At 68.0% G+C, this 21,979-nt stretch carries 18 protein-coding genes; 8 read left to right on the top strand and 10 right to left on the bottom strand.

Annotation, left to right across the window (positions count from 1 at the left end; genetic code table 11):
* Window positions 1–14 precede the first annotated feature (14 nt).
* Window positions 15–1,952, bottom strand: coding sequence for an MBL fold metallo-hydrolase (locus GY812_15860; protein MCP4436956.1), 1,938 nt, complete (start codon window positions 1,950–1,952; stop codon window positions 15–17).
* A gap of 87 nt (window positions 1,953–2,039) precedes the next feature.
* Here GY812_15860 and GY812_15855 point away from each other — a divergent pair, with 87 nt between their 5' ends.
* Window positions 2,040–3,305, top strand: coding sequence for a cytochrome P450 (locus GY812_15855; protein MCP4436955.1), 1,266 nt, complete (start codon window positions 2,040–2,042; stop codon window positions 3,303–3,305).
* 1 nt (window position 3,306) lies between these two features.
* Complete coding sequence (locus GY812_15850) at window positions 3,307–3,501, top strand: ferredoxin (GenBank protein MCP4436954.1); 195 nt, start codon at window positions 3,307–3,309, stop codon at window positions 3,499–3,501.
* A 204-nt stretch (window positions 3,502–3,705) separates the two neighbouring features.
* Here GY812_15850 and mftF read toward each other — a convergent pair whose 3' ends face one another.
* A complete protein-coding gene (gene mftF / locus GY812_15845; protein MCP4436953.1) occupies window positions 3,706–5,109 on the bottom strand; it encodes a mycofactocin system glycosyltransferase in 1,404 nt (467 codons plus the stop codon).
* Window positions 5,106–5,882 (bottom strand): SDR family oxidoreductase, encoded by a 777-nt coding sequence (locus tag GY812_15840; protein ID MCP4436952.1) that lies wholly within the window; start codon window positions 5,880–5,882, stop codon window positions 5,106–5,108. The genes mftF and GY812_15840 overlap by 4 nt, the downstream gene beginning before the upstream one ends.
* A gap of 75 nt (window positions 5,883–5,957) precedes the next feature.
* Between GY812_15840 and GY812_15835 the strand changes: the two genes are divergently transcribed.
* The 6 genes from GY812_15835 to GY812_15810 are packed head-to-tail and all read left to right on the top strand — an operon-like array spanning window position 5,958 to window position 11,012.
* Window positions 5,958–6,884, top strand: a complete 927-nt coding sequence (locus GY812_15835; GenBank protein ID MCP4436951.1) for an electron transfer flavoprotein subunit alpha/FixB family protein — start codon at window positions 5,958–5,960, stop codon at window positions 6,882–6,884.
* Window positions 6,881–8,179, top strand: a complete 1,299-nt coding sequence (locus GY812_15830; GenBank protein MCP4436950.1) for an FAD-dependent oxidoreductase — start codon at window positions 6,881–6,883, stop codon at window positions 8,177–8,179. Before GY812_15835 ends, GY812_15830 begins: the two co-directional genes overlap by 4 nt.
* Window positions 8,180–8,190: 11 nt before the next feature.
* Complete coding sequence (locus GY812_15825; GenBank protein ID MCP4436949.1) at window positions 8,191–8,499, top strand: ferredoxin; 309 nt, start codon at window positions 8,191–8,193, stop codon at window positions 8,497–8,499.
* A gap of 41 nt (window positions 8,500–8,540) precedes the next feature.
* The gene (locus GY812_15820) at window positions 8,541–9,362 is read left to right on the top strand and encodes a putative mycofactocin-associated electron transfer flavoprotein (GenBank protein ID MCP4436948.1); all 822 of its coding nucleotides are present in this window, start codon (window positions 8,541–8,543) and stop codon (window positions 9,360–9,362) included.
* Entirely contained in the window at window positions 9,362–10,069 is a 708-nt protein-coding gene (gene mftE, locus GY812_15815) for a mycofactocin biosynthesis peptidyl-dipeptidase MftE (GenBank protein MCP4436947.1), read from the top strand. Before GY812_15820 ends, mftE begins: the two co-directional genes overlap by 1 nt.
* Before the next feature lie 28 nt (window positions 10,070–10,097).
* The gene (locus GY812_15810) at window positions 10,098–11,012 is read left to right on the top strand and encodes a cation transporter (GenBank protein MCP4436946.1); all 915 of its coding nucleotides are present in this window, start codon (window positions 10,098–10,100) and stop codon (window positions 11,010–11,012) included.
* A gap of 3 nt (window positions 11,013–11,015) precedes the next feature.
* Here GY812_15810 and GY812_15805 read toward each other — a convergent pair whose 3' ends face one another.
* From GY812_15805 to GY812_15775, 7 genes are all read right to left on the bottom strand, one after another.
* Window positions 11,016–12,965 carry a mycofactocin system FadH/OYE family oxidoreductase 2 gene (locus tag GY812_15805; GenBank protein MCP4436945.1) on the bottom strand — a complete coding sequence of 650 codons (1,950 nt, stop codon included), beginning with the start codon at window positions 12,963–12,965 and terminating at the stop codon, window positions 11,016–11,018.
* A 131-nt stretch (window positions 12,966–13,096) separates the two neighbouring features.
* A complete protein-coding gene (locus tag GY812_15800; protein MCP4436944.1) occupies window positions 13,097–13,453 on the bottom strand; it encodes a hypothetical protein in 357 nt (118 codons plus the stop codon).
* A 170-nt stretch (window positions 13,454–13,623) separates the two neighbouring features.
* The gene (locus tag GY812_15795; protein MCP4436943.1) at window positions 13,624–14,640 is read right to left on the bottom strand and encodes a 2-oxoacid:ferredoxin oxidoreductase subunit beta; all 1,017 of its coding nucleotides are present in this window, start codon (window positions 14,638–14,640) and stop codon (window positions 13,624–13,626) included.
* On the bottom strand, window positions 14,640–16,448 hold the full coding sequence (locus tag GY812_15790) for a 2-oxoacid:acceptor oxidoreductase subunit alpha (GenBank protein MCP4436942.1): 1,809 nt from the start codon (window positions 16,446–16,448) through the stop codon (window positions 14,640–14,642). The genes GY812_15795 and GY812_15790 overlap by 1 nt, the downstream gene beginning before the upstream one ends.
* A 178-nt stretch (window positions 16,449–16,626) precedes the next feature.
* Window positions 16,627–18,579 carry a mycofactocin system FadH/OYE family oxidoreductase 1 gene (locus tag GY812_15785; protein ID MCP4436941.1) on the bottom strand — a complete coding sequence of 651 codons (1,953 nt, stop codon included), beginning with the start codon at window positions 18,577–18,579 and terminating at the stop codon, window positions 16,627–16,629.
* Window positions 18,580–18,652: 73 nt separating this feature from the next.
* Window positions 18,653–20,362: an aspartate-alanine antiporter gene (gene aspT, locus GY812_15780; protein ID MCP4436940.1), complete on the bottom strand. Its 1,710-nt coding sequence runs from the start codon at window positions 20,360–20,362 to the stop codon at window positions 18,653–18,655.
* Window positions 20,363–20,375: 13 nt separating this feature from the next.
* Complete coding sequence (locus GY812_15775) at window positions 20,376–21,962, bottom strand: bifunctional aspartate transaminase/aspartate 4-decarboxylase (GenBank protein ID MCP4436939.1); 1,587 nt, start codon at window positions 21,960–21,962, stop codon at window positions 20,376–20,378.
* Window positions 21,963–21,979: the final 17 nt, after the last annotated feature.

The following is a 21,979-nucleotide window of genomic DNA, read 5'->3' as shown; positions in this document are numbered from 1 at the left end:
TCTCCGAGGTGGGGTCAGGGGGTGACGATCGCGAAGTTCGCGTCGGGACGGTCGAGCCAGCCGGCGAGACGCACGAACGCATCGGGTTCGCCCTCCAACTCGATGTCCTCGCTGATGCCGAGGCCGCCGATCGCCATCAACAGCTCCACCTTCGTGAGTGTCGCCGTGGCGTGGGCCCCGTCCAGGTGGGTCTCGTTGCGGTGGTGCAGCACCGAGTTCTCCACCCAGAGCACATGGTCCTCGGGCCCACCATCGGGGGCGGCGTCGGTGATCACCAGGTTGACCACGAGGTGCTCGCCGGCACATGCCTCGGGATCGAGCCGCAGGGCCAGGGCGTCGAGCAGCATCGGCACCTCGACCGCCATCACCAGCTCCATGGACGCCGTCTCGATGGCAGCGCCGACGCCTTCGCGCAGCCCGTTGCGCAGCTCGTGGGCGGCCACGAGGTAGAAGTTGCGCCACGGCCCTGACTCGGCCTGGTAACCGAGCTGCTCGTGGGTGTCGGCGAGGAGCTGGATCGCCTCTGAGGTGGCCGGGTCTGAGCGATCCGGGTCGGAGAACACCACCCGGTTGAGAACCTCGGCCACCCAGCGGTAGTCGCCGGCTTCGAAGTCCGCACGTGCTCGTTCGACGATGCTAGCCGCCCCGCCCATGTACTCGACGTACTTGGCGGCAGCCGGCTCGGGGGGCAGCGGATGCAGGTCGGCAGGGTTGCCCGTGAACCAGCCGAGGTAGCGCTGGTACACGGCCTTCACGTTGTGGTTGACCGTGCCGTAGTACGGCCGGTTGCACCAGTGCCGAGCGATCGCATCCGGCAGCTGCACCTCTTCTGCACACTCGAGCATCGTGAGGCCCTTGTTGGCCTGCCGCAGGGTCTGGTCGTGCAGGAACTTGTAGAGGTCGCGCTGGGTGGCGAGGTAGTCCATCGACTCCTCGGCGCCCCACACCGGCCAGTGGTGACTGGTGAAGACCAGGTCGACCTCGCCATCGAAGCGCACCATCGCCTCATCCATGTACTTCGCCCAGGCGAGCGCGTCGCGAACCTGTGCTCCGCGGGGCGTGTACAGGTTGTGCAGGTTGTGCGAGCAGTTCTCGGCCATGCACAGCGCCCGGAACTGCGGGAAGTAGAAGTTCATCTCCGCCGGCGCCTCGGTACCGGGAGTGAGCTGGAACTCGATCTCCACCCCGTCGAGAGTGAGCCGCTGACCGGTCTCGGTGACCGTGTCGCTCGGGTGTATCAGGGTGACTGTCCCCAGCGAGTTGGTCTTGCCGAGTCCGGCGTCGACCTGACCCTTGGGACCGCGGTCGAGCAGCGCGCCGTACATGTACTGGGCACGTCGGCTCATCGCGACGCCGGCGTACACGTTCTCACTGACGGCTGCCTCGACCATGCCGACCGGAGCGACCACACGGCAACGACCTTCCTGTACGTCCTCGAGCGTTGTCACGCCCTTCACACCACCGAAGTGGTCTACGTGTGAGTGCGTGTAGATCACTGCCGTGACCGGCTTGTCGCCGAGATGCTCACGAGCGAGCTCCATTGCGGCGGCGGCTGTCTCCACGGAGATGAGCGGGTCGATGACGATGAAACCCTCGTCGCCCTCGATGATCGTGATCTCCGACAGGTCGAAGCCGCGCAACTGGTGGATGCGGTCGGCGATGGTGAACAGGCCCGCTTCCATGTTGAGCTTCGCCTGGCGCCACAACGAGGGATTGACCGTGTCGGGCGCATCCTCGGAGTCCAGGAACTCGTAGTCGCCGAGGTTCCATGCGGGGTGGTCCCGTGGGCCCGCGACAGGGCCGGGCGGTGGTGCGGCCACGAACCCGCGGGTTGCGTTGTCGTGGTCAGCGCGGTCACTCCAGTCCATCGGGCTCTCTTCGCGGAAACGGCGCTGGACCTCGGCTGTGTGCTTGGTCGCGTTCTTGGGCTGGGTGCTGTCGGGGGCTGCCATGGGTGCTTCCTAGCACCCATTCACGTTCATGGGAGACGCGGGTCACAGCCCCTGCCCCGGCGGCCCGCCCACAACTACCCTGCGGTCATGACCGACTCGCAGGACACCGTCTTCCCGCCGATCGAGCGGCCCGAGCATCCGCCGGTGCAGGACTGGAACACCGACTTCGACCACACGATCCAGGACTGGGCGCAGAACGCGCCGGAAATCTGGCAGCGCTACCGCGAGGGCTGCCCGGTTGCGCACACGGAACGCTTCGGTGGCGCCTGGTACCCGGCGAAGCACAACGACGTGTCGGACATCGCGCACGACACCGACCACTTCTCGAGCCGCGGGATGATCGTTAACGACATGGGCTTCCGTGGCGAGGCACCGGTCGGGTTCGCGCCGCCCATCTCGTCGGATCCGCCGTTCCACCAGATCGCGCGCAAGCTCTTCCTCGGCCCGATGGCACCGAAGGCGGTGACAGAGCTCGAACCGCAGACCCGCGAGACATGTCGTCGGCTCATCGCCGAGCTCGTGGCGGACGCGGAGGCCAATGACGGCCTCACGGACATCGCGGTGAACTACTCCCAGCACATACCTGTGCGGGTGATCGCCCACATGCTCGGCCTGCCCGAGTCCGATGGCGACCGTTTCCGCACGTTCATCCACCGGATCCTCGAAAAGCCCGGCCAGATCGAGGTCGCGCCTGACGAGACCATGGCCGAGTACCTCGCCGAGGTGATCATCGAGCGGCGGGCCAATCCGGGCGACGACCTGATCAGCTACTTCCTGCAGGCCGACATCGACGGAATGCCGCTGAGCGACGAGCACGTGTTCGGCTCGATCGCACTCACACTGATCGCAGGCATCGACACGACCTGGTCGGCCATCGGCGCGTCGCTGTGGCACCTCGCCCAGCACCCCGAGCACATGGACCGCCTGCGCAACGAGCCCGACGTGTGGCCCTTCGCGATCGAGGAGTTCCTGCGCTTCTATGCGCCGGTCACGATGGCCCGCGTGGTGTCCGAGGACATCACCGTCGGCGACGCCGAAATGAAGGAAGGTGACTGGGTGCTGCTGCCCTTCCCCTCGGCCAACCGCGACGAGGAGGCCTTCGAGGACGCCGGCGAGTTCATCATCGACCGCCAGCGCAACCGCCACGCCGCGTTCGGCCTCGGCATCCACCGCTGCGCCGGGTCGAACCTGGCCCGCATGGAACTCCGCGTGGCGTTGCAGGAGTGGGTGGCGGCCATTCAGCGGTTCGAGCTGGCAGACCCCGACCCCGACGCGGTGCGCTGGTCGACCGGCCAGGTACGCGGACCCCGCGAGCTACCCGTGCGCATACTCGAGACAGCCCAGGGAGCCTGAGATGAGGATCAAGTACGACCGCGACGCCTGCCAGGGCCACAATCGCTGCTACCTGCTGGCACCAGAGGTGTTCGACGTGGATGACGAGGGATACGCAGTGCTCCGCATCGAAGGTGACGTGCCCGCCGAGCTGGAGGAGAAGGCCCGGCTCGCGGCCGACAACTGCCCCGAGTACGCAATCACGATCGAGGAGTGAACCCGGGGACAAGCGGCTTGCCCACCAAGGGTGGGGACCGGGGGTAGGGCGGGGGGACACCACTGAAGCCGCGGTCACAAGAAGCAACCCCACCAGCACGGCTGCATTGCGATGTCACACGGACGCTTTGTCCGCCCCGCCCTTCCGCCAGTGGTACTTGATCGGCAAACGGCCACCGAAACCTTGAGTGCGATCAGCAATTCTTCAGGGCCACCGGGGCAGGGCCGGCAACAGCGCCCCGAAGGACCGTTCTCGAGCGGCGCCCCACCAGACCCCTGCGCCATAGACGGCGTCGTCGGCCAGGCTGGTGAACCTGTCGGCGACCGTGCCCTCTGCAGAGGCCACGGTCGTGGCAACCGAGGCAAGCACGAAACGGCGGGCTCGTCGCGAGACAGCCGAAGCTGCGAGAGCCACCGGCCACCAGGGACGCACCACAGCACGCGACAGCCCTCGAGCCGCGCCCGCATGCCCTTTCACCGCGAGCATCGCTGAGTCAGTCGGAGCCACTCCCTCGAGCTTGCGAGCCAGTGCGGCGCCAGACCCAGCGCCGACAGCCAGCGCAGCGACCGGATGGCCGGCTCCCGCCAGCGCCCACATCGCGGCGCTCCACCCCGAACAGGACACCGGCGCCACCGAACCCGGATGGCGCGTGTGCAGCGGTGCAGCCGATGACCCGTAGGCGAACCGTTGCCGAGCCCAGCCGAGCCAGTCCGCCCGCGGGGCGTGGAACACCTGGGAGGCCGGCTCGTAGCGTGCGCCATGGCCGGCGTCCACAACCCGCCACACCAGGTCGACGTCCTCACCGAAGCGCATCGACTCGTCGAATCCCCCCAGGTCGCGCAGCACCGACACCCGCCCGACGAGAGTGGCAGCGGGCAGGTAGGCGACCCTGGCCCTCGGACGCACCACGGATGGTTCAGCCCCCAGGTCGAGTGGAGAGTGTTCGAACTCGTAGCGTGCCAGCGCGCCCGGACCCGGCCGGGAACGGACCCGTGGTGCCACGAGCGCCACCCGGGGGTCGGCCATCTGAGCGAGTAGCGGCGCGAGCCAGTCGCCGTCGGCCCGGACATCCGAGTCGACGAACGCCACCAGCGGTGTTCGCACTTGGCGCAGCCCTGCATTGCGCGCAGCGGCGGGCCCCCGGGGCGTTTCGTTCACCAGGAGTGTGGCGGCGTGGCGGCCTGCCACAGCGGCGACCTCACCGGACTCGACCGATCCGTCGTCCACGACCACCGCGGCGCGCGGCGGGCCCGGCGAAGCGGAACGCCATCGCTCGAGGAGTCGGTCGAGCGACCGGGCCCGGTCGCGGACCGGGACCACCAGAGTCACCTCAGCCGGGTCAGGAGTGGTGTCGCCCTGCACAGGGAGCGGATTGGCGGCTCCGGTCGTCACCAGCCGGTCGATCAGCCGGGTTGCGGCGGAGCCGTTGACCGCCAGACCACCAGGTCCCGCCGCTTCCAGCTCGCGGAGCAACTCGTCGCCTGGCTCCGTCAACCTGAACAGGCGTAACGGCGAGCCGCCCAACCACACCTGTGGCGCCAGGCGGCGCAGCGATTCGTCAGCGCACACCGGCCAGCCCCGCAACGCGGACGGGGGCCGCTGACTCACGACGCAGTCATTCCGGCGTCCACCGGAAGCACGGCACCCGTGATCGCAGCAGCGGCCGGACTGCAGAGCCAGACGATCGCGGATGCCACCTCGGCCGGCTCGAGCAGTCGGCCCAGCAGATGGTGCTCACTGAACTGCTCGGGCGTGTCGAGCCCGTAGACGGCGGCTGAGGCCTCGAGGATGTCGGTGCGGGTGGCACCCGGCGCCACCGCGTTGGCGGTGATGCCCGAGTCGCCGAGGTCGGCTGCGAGGGACCGCACCAGACCGACGACCGCATGCTTGGTTGCCGAGTAGCTGCCGAGTGAAGGCAAACCCCTCGAAGCTGCAGCGGAGGCCACGGCCACGAAACGACCGGACCGCGGCTCGGCTGCGTCGAGCATCGCCGGCACCGTTGCTGCGGCGGTGTTGAGCACTCCGGTGGTGTTGACACCCACCTGGGCCTCCCATGCCTCTTCGGGCGTTTCCCAAAGCGGGCCTCCACCCCACAGCACCCCCGCGGCGCAAACCACCGCGTCGAAGGTGGGCAGGCCCTCCACTGCTGCCATCAGGGCGCCGCGGTCAGCTACGTCTGCCACCACCGCCGTTGCACCGCCGCCACAATCCGCCACCACGGCGTCAAGCTGTTCTGCTGTGGCGAGGGGGTAGTCGATACGCTTGTCGTCCTCACAGCGGTCGAGCGCAACCACGCGGGCACCCTGCCGGGCGAACTGTCGGCAGACCTCGGCGCCTATGCCGCGGGCCGCACCGGTGACCAGCACATTGGCTTCTGTCATGCACCAAGCGTGGCACGGGACACCATCGGCGGTCACGACTGGGGAGCCGGAGTCGGCCAGCGGTAGCTTTGCCCCATGATCGCAGTGGTCCCGGTGCGTGCGGGTGAGCTGCCCGCGGGAGGCGCCGAAGCCGTCGCCGAGGCGGGCGGAGCAGCCGTGCTCGTGGGAGAGTCGGCAATGACGGCAAGCCAGGAGCTGCGCGGACTCGCAACCGACGTTCGGGTCTGGGACACCCCGGGCTTCGCGCCGGGTGCATGGGCTGCCGTGTTGGCTCCCTTGCTCGCGGAGGAACGGATCCTGCTGCTACCCGCCAGCCCCGACGGCCGCGATCTTGCTCCCCGGCTCGCGGCGCTGCTCGAGCACGTGCCCATCGCCGGCGCCATCGAAGTCCGCGAGGACCGTGTGACCACGGTCGGCTTCGCCGGGTCGTCGATGGCCGAGCACTCGCTTCGCGGCGCCGCTGTGGTCACGCTCCAGCCGGGCGTACGCGGCGTCGAGCCCGACCCGATGCTGGAGATGTCCGTCACCGAACTCGACCTGCAGGCACCCGAGACGGCCGAGGCGGAGATCGTCGAGGTGCTGCCGCCGGACGTGACCACGATGGACCTCGCAGAGGCCCCCCGGATCCTCGGTGGCGGCAACGGCCTCGAAGCGAGCGAGCGGTTCGTGCAACTCACGGGCATCGCCACCGCACTGGATGCCTCTGTCGGCACCACCCGGGTGATCACCGACAAGGGCTGGCTGCCCCACGAGCGCCAGATCGGCACCACGGGCGTGGTCGTGGATCCCCGCCTCTACATGGCGTTCGGGATCTCCGGCGCCGTGCAGCACACCAGCGGCCTCGGAAGCCCGGATCATGTGATCTCGGTCAACACCGAGGCGAACTGTCCGATGATGGGCCTCGCAGACCTGGCGATCGTGGCCGACGCCAACGCCACCCTCGATGCCCTCGAAGCAGAGCTGGCAGCTCTCGACGATGCGGCCGCCGAGGTGACCCCATGACGACCGCCGACGTGATCGTGGTCGGCGCCGGGCCCGCAGGCTCTGCTGCTGCGCTCACTGCCGCGCGCGCGGGCAAGCGTGTGGTGCTGGTGGAGCGCGGACCGTTCCCCGGTTCCAAGAACATGTACGGCGGGGTCATCTACGGCCGGGTGCTCGATGACCTGGTGCCCGAGTGGTACCGCGAGGCCCCGATCCAGCGTTGGGTGACGCGACGCCAGACGATGATCATGACCGGTACCCAGGCGCTCACGGTCGACTACCGCACCGAGGCATGGGGTGAGGAGCCCTACAACGGCGCCACGGCCTACAGGCCAGACTTCGATTCCTGGCTCGCCGACAAGGCGGTCGACGCCGGGGCCGAACTGGTCTGCTCCACCACGGTGACCGGCCTGCTGAGCGAAGGTGGGCAAGTGGTCGGCGTACGCACCGACCGCCCCGACGGCGAGCTCACGGCGCCAGTGGTGATCGCGGCCGATGGAGTCAACTCGTTCCTGGCCAAGGAGGCCGGCCTCTACGGCGAGGTCGACGCGGCCAACTACACGCTGGGCGTGAAGGAGACGATCGCCCTGCCCCGCGAGGTCATCGACGAGCGCTTCGGTGTGCGGGGCGACCACGGGGTGGACATCGAGATCATCGGATGCACCGGCGATGTGCCCGGTGGCGGATTCGTCTACACCAACCGGGACACCATCGCGGTCGGGCTGGTGCTGTCGCTCCCGTCCTTGGCAAAGGGGGACGTGCGGCCCGAGAAGATCCTGGCCGACCTCAAGGCGCATCCCGCGGTGGCACCCCTCGTGGAGGGTGGCGAGGTCAAGGAGTACTCCGCCCATGTGATCCCGGAGGCGGGCTACGACATGATGCCGGAAATCGTCGGCAACGGGATCCTCGTGACCGGTGATGCCGCAGCGATGTGCCTTGCTGCGGGGATCTGGCTGGAAGGCGTGAACTTCGCCATAGGTTCAGGTGCTGCGGCCGGCCGTGCGGCCGCCAAGGCTGTCGATCAAGGTGATGCATCGGCCACGGGGCTCTCCGGATACCGGTCACGACTCGAGTCGAGCTTCGTGATGCAGGACCACAGGCGGTTGCGCGAGGCACCACACCTCGTGATGGGCGATCTCGCACAGAAGTACCTTCCGGCGGTGGCCTGTGGGGTTGTCGAACAGGTCTTCCAGGTGGACAACCCGAACCCGAAGCCCAGGCTGCGCAAGATCGTGCGCTCTGAGATGCGCCGCAATGGACTGCGGATCCGCGACGCCGCACGAGACGGATGGCGCGCCCTGCGCACGTTTGGATGACAGGTCGACAGATGGCAGCGCATACACCCAACCCATACCCGGAGATCAGCTTCGAGGCCCGGATGAACTCTGCGGAGTTCAGAGTCCACTCCGATGCCCACATCACCCTCGACGACACGCATTGCCGCGACTGCACGGTCCGTGGGTGCATCACGGCCTGCCCGGCCGACCTGTTCGTGCCCACCTCCGACGGCGGCATCGTATTCAACTACGAGCAGTGCTTCGAGTGCGGCACCTGCTACCTCGTGTGCAACGAGGAGGGCGCCATCACCTGGACCTACCCGGAGGGTGGCCACGGGGTGGTGTTCCACAACTCATGAGCGCCAACGCGTCGGCACCGACGGGTCCCGTGGTGGCCTGCGTGAAGTGGGTCGACCTCCGACCCGTGATCGATCCCGTGCATGGCACGGTCACTCCGTCCGAGCGCGGCGGGGGTTTCTCCCCTGCCGACCGCACCGCCCTCGAGGTGGCCCTGCAGATGGCCGAGGCCTGGGAGTGCGAAGCCGTGATCGTGTGCGCAGGCCCCCCGGATGCAGACCGTGGACTGCTGGAACTCGCCGCGTCCGGAGCCATGCGGGTCGTGCGGATCGACCAGTCCTCGGGGCTGCACTCCGAGACCGTGGCCGACGTGCTGGCATCGGTTCTGGGACCCGGTGAGCTGGATGCACGAGCGGTCGTATGCGGCGACCTGAGCTACGACCGCGGATCCGGGTCGGTGCCGGGGCTGTTGGCGCACCACCTCCAGTTCGCGCAGGCTCTCGGCCTGATCTCCGTGACTCCGGAATCCGCAGGGGCCACCGCCGTGCGACGGCTCGATGGCGCGCGGCGCGAACGCCTCGCCATCAACGGCCCTGCGGTCTATTCGGTGGAGGGGGCGGTAGCCACCCTGCGCCGCGCCCCCTTGTCGGCGTCCCTGGGGTCAGCCGCGAAGGGCCCTACGCTCCACGTTGAGCGGGGCCGCATCGAGGCCCATGTGGAGCCACCCCGCATGCGGCCATGGCGACCGCGGGCTCGCGTGCTGCCACCGCCCGCAGGCAACAGCGCGCTCGATCGGATCACGCAGCTCACCGGCGCCGGCTTGGATACAGAACCACCCCGCTCCGTGGAGGCCGAGCCGGCCGAGGCGGCGCGCATGATCGTCGAGCAACTGCGGTCATGGGGGTACCTCGGCGGTGATGACTGATGGTCTCGTACCGCCTGGGTGACCTGCGCTGGCCGGATCTCGCAGAGCGCTCGCCGATCCTGGCTGTGCCCACAGGCAGTTGCGAGCAGCATGGGCGTCACCTTCCCGTCGACACCGACACCGTCATCGCATGCGCGTTCGCCCAAGCGTTGGCGCAGTCGCGCGACGACGTCGTGGTTGCCCCACCGGTCAGCATCGGTGCCTCCGGCGAGCATCGGGGCTTCCCGGCCACGCTGTCGATCGGGACAGAGGCCATGCGTGATGTGGCAGTGGAGATTGCCCGCAGCGCCCTGCCCGAACCAGCCGACGCCGGGGCGTGGGCTGGCTTTGGCGGCGTGCTGTTCGTCAACGGACACGGAGGCAACCTCGAGGCGCTCGAGGCGGCCGTGTCCACGCTTCGCGGCGAAGGCCGACGCGTCGCGGCATGGCATCCCCGCGTGCCCGACGGCGACCCCCACGCTGGACGGACCGAGACGTCGATGATGCTCCACCTCGCTCCGGATCGGGTGCGGATGGAACTCGCGGAACCCGGCCCGGGCACACGATTCTCCGAGATCGGCGATGTGCTGCGCACCGACGGACTGGCGGCTGTCGCACCCAACGGCGTGCTTGGTGACCCCACCGCTGCAACCGCCGAGCACGGCAAGGTGCTCTTCGAGGGCCTCGTCGCCGACCTACTCTCGGCGGCCGCCGCCGTCGAGGGCTGATCCGGCAAGCCTCACGTACTCTGGATCCATGGCGCACGACCATGCCCGCGGCCACAATCATGGCTCGGCACTCGCACGCTCCGGAGAGTCGGCACGAAAGCCCTTGTCGTGGGCGCTCGGCATCACGATCTTCACCCTCATCGTGCAGGTGTCGGTGGGCATCAGCACTGGCTCGCTGTCGCTGCTCACCGACGGCGCCCACCTGCTCACCGACGTTGGTGGCATCATCCTGGCCCTCGCTGCGGTCACGTTCGCCTCACGACCCACCCGCGACGAGCGGACTTTCGGCCTGTACCGACTGGAGGTCCTGTCCGCGCTCGCCAACGGTGTGCTCCTGTGCGCTGTTGCCATATGGGCGATCTGGGAGGCAGTGCAGCGCATCCAGGACCCGCCCGACGTGCCCGGAATGCCGGTGCTCGTCGTCGGCGCCCTGGGGCTGGCTGCCAACCTGGTCGCCCTGAAGCTGCTCAGTGGGGGCGGATCGCTCGCCGCTGAAGGCGCCCGCCTCGAGGTGCTGGCCGACGCTGTCGGATCGGTGGGCGTTGTGGCCGGCGGCGCCCTGATCCTGATCACCGACGAGCCTGTGATCGACGCGTGGATAGGCCTCGCAATCGGCATCTGGATCGTGCCGCGGGCGATCCGACTCGCCCGCGAGGCGCTGCGCGTGCTGCTTCAGCAGGCGCCCCGGCACGTGGACCTCGATGCGATCCGCGGCGAGCTGGAGGGCATCGACGAGGTGGTCGATGTGCATGACCTGCACGTCTGGACCCTCACAACCGACATGGACGTGCTCACTGCCCACTTGATGGTGTGCACCGATGCAGACCACCACCGGGTGCTCGACTCCGCCCGTGACCTGCTGGCCGGCAACCACGACATCCACCACGCAACACTGCAGGTCGAGCCCGACAGCCACAGCGGCTGCGACAAGGTCGACTGGTGACCGTCAGGTGAGGGCCGCCCCGACCCGTTCGCCGTCGACCACAGCGGCGTGGGCCCGCCGGGGCGCGATGGCGTCACCGATGCGCTCCACGCTCAGGCCTGCTTCGCGCAGCTCGAAGTAGAGCGACTCGACGGGGTCGGACGGAACCGCGAGCACCATCCAGTCCGGCTCCCGCTCCTGCATCTGGCCCGTGGGGTGGTGCTGGAAACCGACAACATGCCCATCGACGGACATGGGCACCAGTTCGGTGTTCTGGCGGATTCCCTTCGCCTGTGCGCGGATCCAGAAGTTCTCCAGGTCGAGAGTGATGCCCAGGTCCTGGCCAACGACCATGCCCGGCGTCACGATCTCGACTTCGCACCCGCCGTCGGCGAGCAGCTCGGCCACCGACGTGGCGTGATGGAAGCCCAACTCGTCGAGCACCAGCACCGAGCCGCTCGGCTGGGCCGCGCCCGTGAGCACGTCACGCACATCCACGATCCACTCCGCGTCCGCCGGTGCCCACCATGGGCGGGCCGGTGCGGAGCCAGTCGCCACCACCACATGGTCGGGCATGCGGCGCGCCACCTCCCCGGCGTCGACGGTCGTGCCGTACTCGATCTCCACGCCCAGACGCCCACATTCGTGCAGCTGGTTTCGCACCAGGTCACCGAACTCGGCGCGGTTGGGCACCGACGCCGCCAGACGCACCTGGCCGCCGGCCTCATCGGCCGCCTCGCACACGGTGACCCGGTGCCCGTTGCGGGCGGCCGCAATCGCGGCCTGGAGCCCGGCGGGGCCTGCACCCACCACGAGCACCTCACGCGCCAGGGACACCGGCTGCGCCAGACCGACGCCGAGCGACTCGCGCCCGGTACGCGGGTTCTCGATGCAGCCCAACCATCGGTTGAGCCCCATGCGGCCCACGCATTCCTGGTTGCAGCTCAAGCACAACCGTGTGTCGTCGGCGGACCCGGCACGGGCCTTGGCCACGAAGTCGGCATCGGCGATCTGGCCACGCACGACACCGACGAGGTCGCAGTGGCCCTCGGCGAGGGAGCGCTCGGCCTGGATCGGATCCTTGTAGCGGCCGACTCCCACCACAGGCAGGTCGACCGCCTTGCGGATCGCTGACGGAATGAACGTGGCGTATCCGGGCGGGATGTGCATCGACGCCTCGATCATGAACAACGACGCAGTCGCGACGCCGATCGAGGTGTTGATGTAATCGACCTGGCCTGCGGCATCCATCATCTCCGCCACCTCGACCGCCTCGTCGCTGGTGGTCCCGCCCTCGATCAACTCGTCGCCGCACAGGCGCACTCCGAGCGCGAGATCGGCGCCTATGGAACTCCGCACCGCGGCCACGATCTCCATGAGGATCCGCGCCCTGTTGGCCAGCGACCCTCCGTAGTCGTCGGTGCGCTTGTTGGTTGCCGGCGACAGGAACCCGCGCACGATCGACGAGTGGGAGCACTGGAGCTCGATCCCGTCGAAACCGCCTTCGGCACAATGCTCGGCCACGCGCGCATACGAGGCGACGATCTCGGCGATCTCACCGTGCGTGACAGCCTTCGGCACTTCCCTGAACAGCGGGTCGGGCACCGGTGACGGCGCCCATACGGGCAGGCGGGAGTACATCGAGGATGCCTGGCCGCCGTTGTGGTTGATCTGGGCAAAGATCGGAGTGCGGTGGCGGTGAACGGCCTCGGTGATGCGGCGGTAGCCGGGGATCACGTCGCGGTTGAAGCCGTGGATCAGCTTCTCGTAGGGCCAGTCGGTCGGATGGGTCGAGTGTTCCTCGGTGATGATCAGACCGGCACCACCGGCTGCCCGCTCGGCGTAGTACGCGGCGTGCTGTTCGGTGGGAAGGCCGTCACGCGCGTAGTTGGTGAGGTGCGCTGAGAACACGATGCGGTTGCGCACCGTGACAGGCCCGATCTGTTGGGGTGTCCAGAGGATCCGCTCCGCCATCGGTGCAACGGTAGGTCGGCGGGGTCGGCTCGCAGAAGTTGGCGCGCAGTCTCGGGGATCCAGCAGCCGCTGTATCAGGCAGCAGCCGCTGTATCAGGCAGCAGCCGCTGTATCAGGCAGCAGCCGCTGTATCAGGCAGCAGCCGCTGTGCCGTGGCGCCGGCCGCGCAGAATCGCGGCAGTCACGCCGGCGATCGTGGAAGCAGCTGCGGCAGCACCGCCTGCAACCGCGGCGACCCTGCCCCACAGGACATGACCGCCGTCGCCGTCCATGAGGTTCTCGACCTGACGGTCCGAATCGACCACCACGTCACCCACCGGCTCGAGACCGAAGCCCACGAGGCGGCCCTTGTGCACGTGTCCGAACATCCCGCCAGGCAGCGCCACTGCAACGTCGTCATGTGTGCGAAAGGCGCTGTTCGCGGCCTTCGCGAGGTCCAGCGACTGCTGGATCGTCGCTTCGAGGAGGTTCTTGGTCTTCTCGATCATCAGAGGTCTCCGTTCGGCTTCGTTGCCTGTCGCCCTAGTCCTTGCCGTGGGAGCCAACCCGCGGCTTGCCCCTCCAGTCTACGCGTTGATCACACGGATTAGAACGCACGAATCCCCCAAGTGAAGAGAATTCATCTGATTGCGCAGTGCAATTCGACTGGGCGAATCACTCACTGCACTTCCCAGGTCGACCCTGAGTGCAGCAGCTTGTCGATCAACTCACGCCCGGGGGGTGCCTCGGGCACCGGGTTGCGCTCGCCGTAGACCGGCTTGTCGACAGCGCGGAACACGCCCATGGGCGTGGGCTCGTCCATGTTGGGGGACAGACGGCTGAGTGCGAACGCCACCGAGGGATGGTCACGTGCCTCGTTGTGGGTCAGCAGCGCGTCCTCACCCACATCGGCGACGTCGACCACGACAGCGCCCTGTTTCGGGTCGAGCACCACGCCCTTCTGGCCGTCGGGACCGAAGCGGATCCGCTCACCCTGCACGAGCGGGATCACCATGTCGTCGCGGTTGGACCGCGCAGTGATCTGGTCATAGGCGTGGTTGTTGAACACGTTGCAGTTCTGAAGCACCTCCACGAACGCGGCCCCGCGGTGGGCATGCGCACGCTGGAAGACCTCCTGCATGTGCTTGCGGTCCATGTCGTGGGTGCGAGCCACGAACGTCGCGTCCGCGCCCAGTGCGACTGACAGCGGGATCAGCGGAGCATCCTCGGAGCCCTGGGGCGAGGACTTGGTGACCTTGCCCTGCTCGGACGTGGGCGAGTACTGGCCCTTGGTGAGCCCGTAGATCCGGTTGTTGAACAACAGGATCGTGAGGTTCACATTGCGGCGCAGCGCATGCAGCAGGTGGTTGCCGCCGATGGACAGCAGGTCGCCGTCGCCGCCCACCACGAACACCGACAGGTCGGGGTTCGCCATCGCCACTCCAGTGGCAATCGCCGGGGCGCGGCCATGGATGCCATGGATGCCGTAGGTGTCCATGTAGTACGGGAAGCGCGCAGCACAGCCGATGCCGCCGACCACCACGGTGTCTTCCTTCCGCACACCCATGTCGGGCAGTGCGAACTGCAGGGCGGCGAGGATCGAGTAGTCACCGCAGCCGGGGCACCAGCGGACCTCCTGGTCGCTCTGCCAGTCGGCGCGGGTAGTGGTCGGTATCTCGACAGGCGTGGCAGTCATCAGGCACCTCCGTTGCTGATGTCGCCGAGCGCCTTGCGGATCTCGGCTTCGATCTCTCCGCCGGTGAACGGAAGGCCGGCCACCTTGTTCACGGACTGGGCATCGACCAGGTACTCCGCCCTCAGGACCCTCGACAGCTGGCCGAGGTTCATCTCGGGCACAAGCACCTTGCGGAAGCCCTTGATGACGTCACCCAGCTCGCGCGGAAGGGGGTTGAGGTGGCGCAGGTGCACCTGGGCAACCTTGGCACCCTCACCGCGAATGGTCTCTACCGCCGAGGCAATCGCGCCCCACGTGGATCCCCACCCGACCATGAGCAGGTCGGCATCGGGATCGCCGGTGACCTCGAGCGGTGCGTAGTAGTCGGCCACACCGGCCACTTTCTCGGCACGCAGGTTGGTCATCCGCTGGTGGTTGTCGGGATCGTAGGAGATGTCGCCCGATCCGTCGGCCTTCTCGATGCCACCGATGCGGTGCTCGAGTCCGGGGGTGCCCGGGGTGGCCCATGGCCTGGCGAGGGTCTCGGGGTCACGCAGGTACGGCCAGTACTCGTCGGTGCCATCGGGCGCCTTGTGGTTCGGCTCGGTGGCGAATTCGGTGCTGAGGTCCGGCAGCGATGCCGAGTCGGGCATGCACCATGGCTCGGAGCTGTTGGCGATGTAGCCGTCTGACAGCAGGATCACTGGTGTGCGGTATCGGATCGCGATGTCGGCGGCCTGGATCGCACACTCGAAGCAGTCCGCAGGGCGGGATGCCGCGATGACCGGCAGGGGCGATTCGCCGTGGCGGCCGTACAGCGCTTGCAGCAGGTCGGACTGCTCTGTCTTGGTGGGCAGGCCGGTGGAGGGACCACCTCGCTGGATGTCGACGATCACGAGCGGCAGCTCGAGGGAGATGGCGAGGCCGATCGCCTCCGCCTTGAGCGCCATGCCGGGCCCCGACGTTGTCGTCCAGGCCAGGTTGCCGGCGAACGCGGCCCCGACCGACGAGGCCACAGCGGCGATCTCGTCTTCAGCCTGGAAGGTCCGGATCGACGCCTCGGGGTACTTCGCGAGCTCGTGGAGGATGTCGGATGCCGGTGTGATCGGGTACGAACCGAGGTAGGTCGGCAACTGCGAGAGCTGGGCAGAGGCGATGATCCCCCAGGCCAGACCGGTGTTGCCGTTGACGTTCCGGTACGTGCCGGCCGGCCTGTCGACGGGAGCGACGGCACGGGTGACCGGGATCAGCTCGGTGGTCTCGCCGAACGCGTATCCGACCTCGAAGGCGGTGGTGTTGGCCGCCTTCACCAGCTCGTCGGAGGAGAACCGTTCCTCGATCCACGTGCGCAGGTCGTCCGGGTTGCGGCTGTACATCCAGCACAGCAGGCCCAGCGCGAAGAAGTTCTTCGAACGTTCGGCGTCGCGGCCCTTGACTCCGAGTTCCTTCACCTTGGTGACGGTGAGGCTGGTCATCGGCACCTCGACCACGTTGAAGCCATCCAGGCTGTCGTCGTCCAGAGGGCTGACTTCGTAGCCGGCCTTTTCGAGGTCGCGCTCACCGAACCCGTCGGCGTTGACGATCACCATGCCGTCCGAGCGGAGCTTGGATATCTCCGAACGCAGCGCCGCCGGGTTCATTGCCACGAGCACGTCGGCCTCGTCACCCGGAGTGGAGATGTCCTCTGAGGAAATCCGGACCTGGAAGGCTGACACTCCCGGCAACGTGCCGGCTGGGGCACGGATCTCGGCAGGGAAGTCGGGCAGGGTGGCGAGGTCGTTGCCCGCCAGGGCACTCACGGCAGTGAACTGATTGCCGGTGAGCTGCATTCCGTCGCCCGAATCCCCCGCCAGCCGGATCACCACATCGGTGATCTGCTCGCGTGGCTTGGTCTCGGCCGCCGTGGCCGATCCGGATGCGTCGTTACTCAACGCTTCACCCCTCTATTGGTGGCTTCGGCAGAACCGTACCAACCGTGAGGCGTTCAGGGGTAAGCGTGAACAGTGTTCATCCCAGCTCGAGGGCCCGGCGCCGACCTTCGAGCACAGCTTCGTGCACCGTTCGAGGTGCCACACAGTCACCCGCTGCCGCCATGTCATGGCCGAGGTGGCCGCTCAGGTCCACTTCGAGATCGGTCTGCGGAAGCCGCGCTCCGGCATCAACCACCACCCCGACTTCGAGGACCAGGTCGTCGCCACCGAAGCGGTCGCGAAGCACCGCCGTTCCATCCCCGAGCTCGCCCAGCGTGCGACGGCGGTGCATCTGCACGCCGGCCTGGGCCAGCCGGGCATTGGCCGGGCCCAGGTCACCTGAACGGGCCAGCTCATTGCCCACCGTGTAGTCGGGCGTGGCCAGGTGCACATCGCGCCCTATGGCTGCCAGCAGCTCCGCCACGGCGACTCCGGTCGGGCCGCCTATCGGGTCCCAGACGAGCACTGCCCCTTCGGGCAAGCCACGCGGGGCTGCCAGCGCGGAGGCTGCCGACACGACGTGGGCGCCTCGGGACGGATCCGCCGCGAGGTCGCCGTCACGACTGCCGACCGCGAGGATCACGTGGGGAACCTCGCCCGCTTCCGCAGAGGACACATCGTGGCGGGTACGGATGTCGACCCCGAGGCGACTGCACTCCGACTGCAGCCATCCTGCAAGCACGGCGAAGCGGCTGCGGCCGGGCTGTGCAGCCGTGACGGCAAGGTTGCCGCCCAGTTCGTCGCTGCGCTCCGCCAAGCGGACCCTGTGGCCGCGCAGGGCGGCAACGCGTGCAGCTTCCATGCCCGCCGGGCCACCCCCCACAACCAGCACGTCTACGGGGGCCAGGGCCGTACCGCGCACCGGCACGTCTTCGGTCTCGTGCCCGCTGGCCGGTTCGACCGTGCAGCTCACGATCGGGTTGCGGTTGTCCCTCACCGCACACATCTGGTTGCACAGCACACATGGTCTGACCTGCTGTGGCTCCTCATCGGCGAGCTTCGACACGAGGAGCGGGTCCGCGATCTGTGCCCGGGTCATCTCGACGGCGGCGACAGGCCCTGCGGCCACGGCGCTGGTGGCCATGGCCGGATCCACGATCGACCCCTGGGCCGCCACCGGCACGTCGCAGACCTCGGCCAGCGCGGCTGCCACCGAGTTCGCGAGCTCCAGGTTGAACCCCTCGGGGGTGTGACCGTCGGGACGCGTCGCCCCGGTGGAGAAGATCGAGCCCCTCACCACGGTGAGCATGTCGAACGCCGGGCGAGCCGGATCGCCGAGCAGGTCCACCGCGAGGGCGGGTGCGTCCTCGGGAGTGATTCCGGCCCAGGGCGCAAGCTCGTCACAAGAGAGACGCAGCGCAACGATGGCTTCGCTGCCGACGGCTGCGCGGACGTCTGCCAGCACCCGGTCCAGGAACAACGTGCGGTCGGCGCCCCATTCATCGTCGCGGGTGTTGGTCAGACCCGACAGGAACTGGCGGGCCAACGAGAACTGGCCGGCGTTGACCTCGACGCCGTCGCACCCGGCCTCCACAGCGGTGCGGGCGGCCTCGGCGAAGCCGGCGATCACGGCCTCGATGTCCGGGGCCTCCATCCACTTCGGCACCTCGCGGGTGTTGACCTCCGGTACGCGGCAAGGTGCCCACAGCTCGCTCTGGGACCAGTGCGAAGTGCCCTGTCCGCCGGCATGGCCGATCGCTGCCAGCACCAGCGATCCATGTGCCCCGCAAGCCTCGACGACCTCCGCCCAGCCGTCGCCGCATTCCGTGGCGAGCGGCGCCCGTTCGTAGGGCCAGTCCGAGTCGTGCACCGATGCTTCCTCGGTGACGATCACCCCGGCACCACCTGCCGCTCGGCGCTCGTAGTAGGCCGTGTGCCGCTCAGACAGCTTGCGGCCGCGGCCCAGATTGGTCTCGTGGGGGCCGAACACAACCCGGTTGGGCGCGGTGCGCGGACCGATCCTCAATTCTTCGAGCAACGATGGCTGCACAGCGGGCACGCCTCATGCTTGCTCGCAGGGCCCGCCCAACGGAAACCCGGGCGCGGATGTTCCCCGGCGATCCCTACGAAACGGTCGTGGGCACGATGCCCACGATCAGTGGCCCCCACACGGTGAGAAGCACGTTGGCAAGCGCGTAGGTAACGGTGAACGCCGCGACAGGTGTGGCATTTCCAGCCTTCTGGAGCAGAGCCGCAAACCCGGGATTGGCGCTGCGACCACCGGCGACACACGACAGCGAGTCGATCGGGTCCTTGATGCGCAACACGTAGTACGAGATCGGAAAGACGATGAGCATCGGCAGCATCGTGACGACGAGTCCCAGCAGGAACAGCTTCACGCCGTTGGCTTCCAGGCTCTCGATCGCCGACTTGCCGGCCGTGAGACCGACGACGCCCACGAACACGGCGAGCCCGAAATCGCGCAGGAAGTTGGTCGCGCCCACCGGCACGGCGGCAAATCTGGGCACCCTTGCGTGGAGCCACCCGAAGATGAGCCCCGACACCAGACAGCCGCCGCCGGTGCCGAGGGTGATGGGCACGTCCCCGATGGTCCAGGTGAGCAGCCCGATGGCGACACCCAGGGCCATGCCGAAGCCGAAGAACACGAAGTCGGTGATCTTCGCTGCGGAGACCCCGTATCCGAGCAGTGGCTCCACACGGTCGATGTCCGAGGGACGCCCCATGAGGGTGAGCTCGTCACCGCGCTGGAGCTCGACGTCGGGCAGCAGCGGCATCTCGTGGCCCATGCGCACGAGCTTCGAGGGGAGCACGCCATGGCGGACATCCACGTCGACGGTGGTGGCGAGGTCCTTGAGCGAACGATGCTCGACCTCCCCATTGGTGATGACCACGTCGCGCTGCTCCTCCACGATGTGGAAACCCAGCGGCGGCGGGATCTCCTCACCGAGGGTCGTCTCCAGACCCTCGAGCTGCGCCACGTAGCCAGTGACGGCCACCACGTCACCGGCCTCGAGCACGACGTCGGGTTCGCCCGAGCGCGTGCTGCCCTCGGACACGACAGCCTCGATGGCCACGTACGGGTCGCTCAGCTCGATGTCGCCGACCGTCATGCCATCGAGGTCCGCGCCGACGCCCACCCTGAAGAAGCGTGTGCGCAGCGGCTCGACGGCATCCACCTCACCCGGTTCGAGGATGATCTCGCCGCCCGACATCCGCTCGGCCTTCGCCTTGGCCTCCTTGCGGATGTTCCAGCGCCGCCAGAGCGGAAACAGCCAGGTCACGGCGATGATCGGGCCTATCTGACCGAAGATGTATGTGATCGCGTAGCCGACCGCCACGTTGGTCTGCATCTGCTTCTTGTCGTCGGCACTCACGCCGTCGAGTTCTTCGATCGACTCGTCCGCGGTGCCGATGATCGCCGACTGTGTGAGCCCGCCCGCGCCGAGGCCGGCTGCCGTTCCCTTGTCGAGGTCGAACGCGAACGCGCAGGCGAGGACCACTCCGAGACCGACGATGGCCATCAGCGCCGCCGATGCCAGCTGGTTGATCGTGCGGCGGTTCAGCGACGCCACGAACTGCGGGCCGCCCTGGAAACCGACCGCGTAGATGAACAACGCGAAGAAGGCCGTCTTGAGGTCATCGCTGAGCGAGATGCCGAACTGGCCGATCGCCACGGCGACTATGAGGGTGCCGGCGATGCCACCGAGCTTGAAGGTGGAGATGCGCAGCTTGCCGAGGATGTGGCCGAGCCCGACGGCCAGGAACAGCGCCAGCAGAGGTGCCGTGTCGAAGACGTCCTCGATCCAGTCGATCACGCCCGAGACCTCACCGATCGCCCTCGTACTCTGAGTGGTAGTCCTCGAGCAGCCCGGAGATCGCCTCGCCGATGCGCACGTAGTCCTCGCTTCGAAGGTTGGCGAGCGACACCCGCACCGACATGTCCGGTGCTTCGAAACCGCCACCGTCCATCAGCACGACCTCGCGCTCCTGGGCCAGACGCCACACGAAGTCGATCGGCTCGTGCGCAGTGGTGAGCCATTCGCGGAAACCCGCGCCGTGGCGATCCTCGGCAAGCTGCGGAACATCGATGATCGTGTAGTAGCTGGTGTCCCACTGGCTCGTCGAGTGCTCCACACCCATCGCTGCATAGAGCTTGTCGATGCGGGCGCGCACGATCGCCTGTGCCTGTTGCTGGTAGTTGCGTCCGCCCTCGGTGAGCGCATGCAGCGAGAACAGGGTCATCATCACCTGTTGGGGCGTGGACAGCCCGGCTGTGTGGTTGAGCGCCACCGTGCGACTGTCGGCGGTGAGCCGGTCGATCATGCGGGCAGCGGCAGGGTCGAGGAAGACCGTCGAGTAGCGCTGTGCCAGCTCGTCGCGGTCGGATCGCGGGAGGTCGGCCAGCAGCCGGTCGAGAACGTTGTCCTCGTGCAGCCCGATGGCGCCGAGGCGCCAGCCCGTGGCACCGAAGAACTTGGACCACGAGTACACGAGCACGGTGTTGTGCGGCGCCGCCGCGGCGAGTGAACGGAAGTCGTCGACGAACGTCCCGTACACGTCGTCGGTCAGCAGGATCAGGTCGCCACGCCGGTCCTGCACCAGCTCGCCGATGGCAGCCAGCGTGTCGGCGTGCATCGCCCGCGAGGCGGGGTTCGACGGGTTGACCACGAAGAACGCCTTCACGTCCGGGTCCGCAAGCTTCTCGAGTTCGTCGGCCGAGTACCTCCAGTCGTCCGACTCGCTCTGCTCCACTTCCAGGATGACGAGCTCGTAGTCGTTCAGTTCCGGGATCTCGAGGTAGGGAGTGAAGATCGGCGTGCCGAGTGCGATCTTGTCGCCCTTGTGCAGCAACCGGTTCTCCGCGAGGGAGTTGAACACGTAGGTCATCGCTGCCGTGCCGCCTTCGGTGGCGAACAGCTCGAAGTTGCCGGTCGGCCATGAGCCGCCCGCAAGTACGAGAGCCAGGTAGGCGTCGACCACCTTCTCGCACTGCGTGAGCATCCTCACGGGAACCGGATAGTGGTCACCCAGGATGGCGTCACAGAGTTCGACCACGAAGTCGTCGGCGTCGATCCCCAGGGTGCTGCCGACCCAGTCGAGCGAGCGGCCGAGCAACGCTGCGCCCTGCGCGCCGTCGGCCTCCAGATGGGCCCGAAGTCGGCTGGCGATGCCGTCGCGCTGCGGTGTGCCCCCGAATCCGTCGCGGATCGGGTTGCGCTCCGACTCGTCGAGGGCGAACTGCATCAGCTCCGCATACGCCCGTCTCGGCTCCGTGGCCACCCAGTTGGGGTTGCCCCGCCCGGCATTGAGCATGAGCGCTTCGTCCGCCGAGCCGGCCAACGCCTGCAGCTCATTCTTGAGCTCGAACGGGCTCAGTGCCTCGTAGCGCTTCTCTTCCTCACGATGGGACACCCGGTCAGTCTAACGGT

The organism is Actinomycetes bacterium, from assembly GCA_024222295.1.
In the GTDB taxonomy this organism is placed as follows: Bacteria; Actinomycetota; Acidimicrobiia; order Acidimicrobiales; family Microtrichaceae; genus JAAEPF01.
Note: the sequence above shows the minus strand (reverse complement) of the source record. Positions and strands in the feature narration are given on the sequence as shown.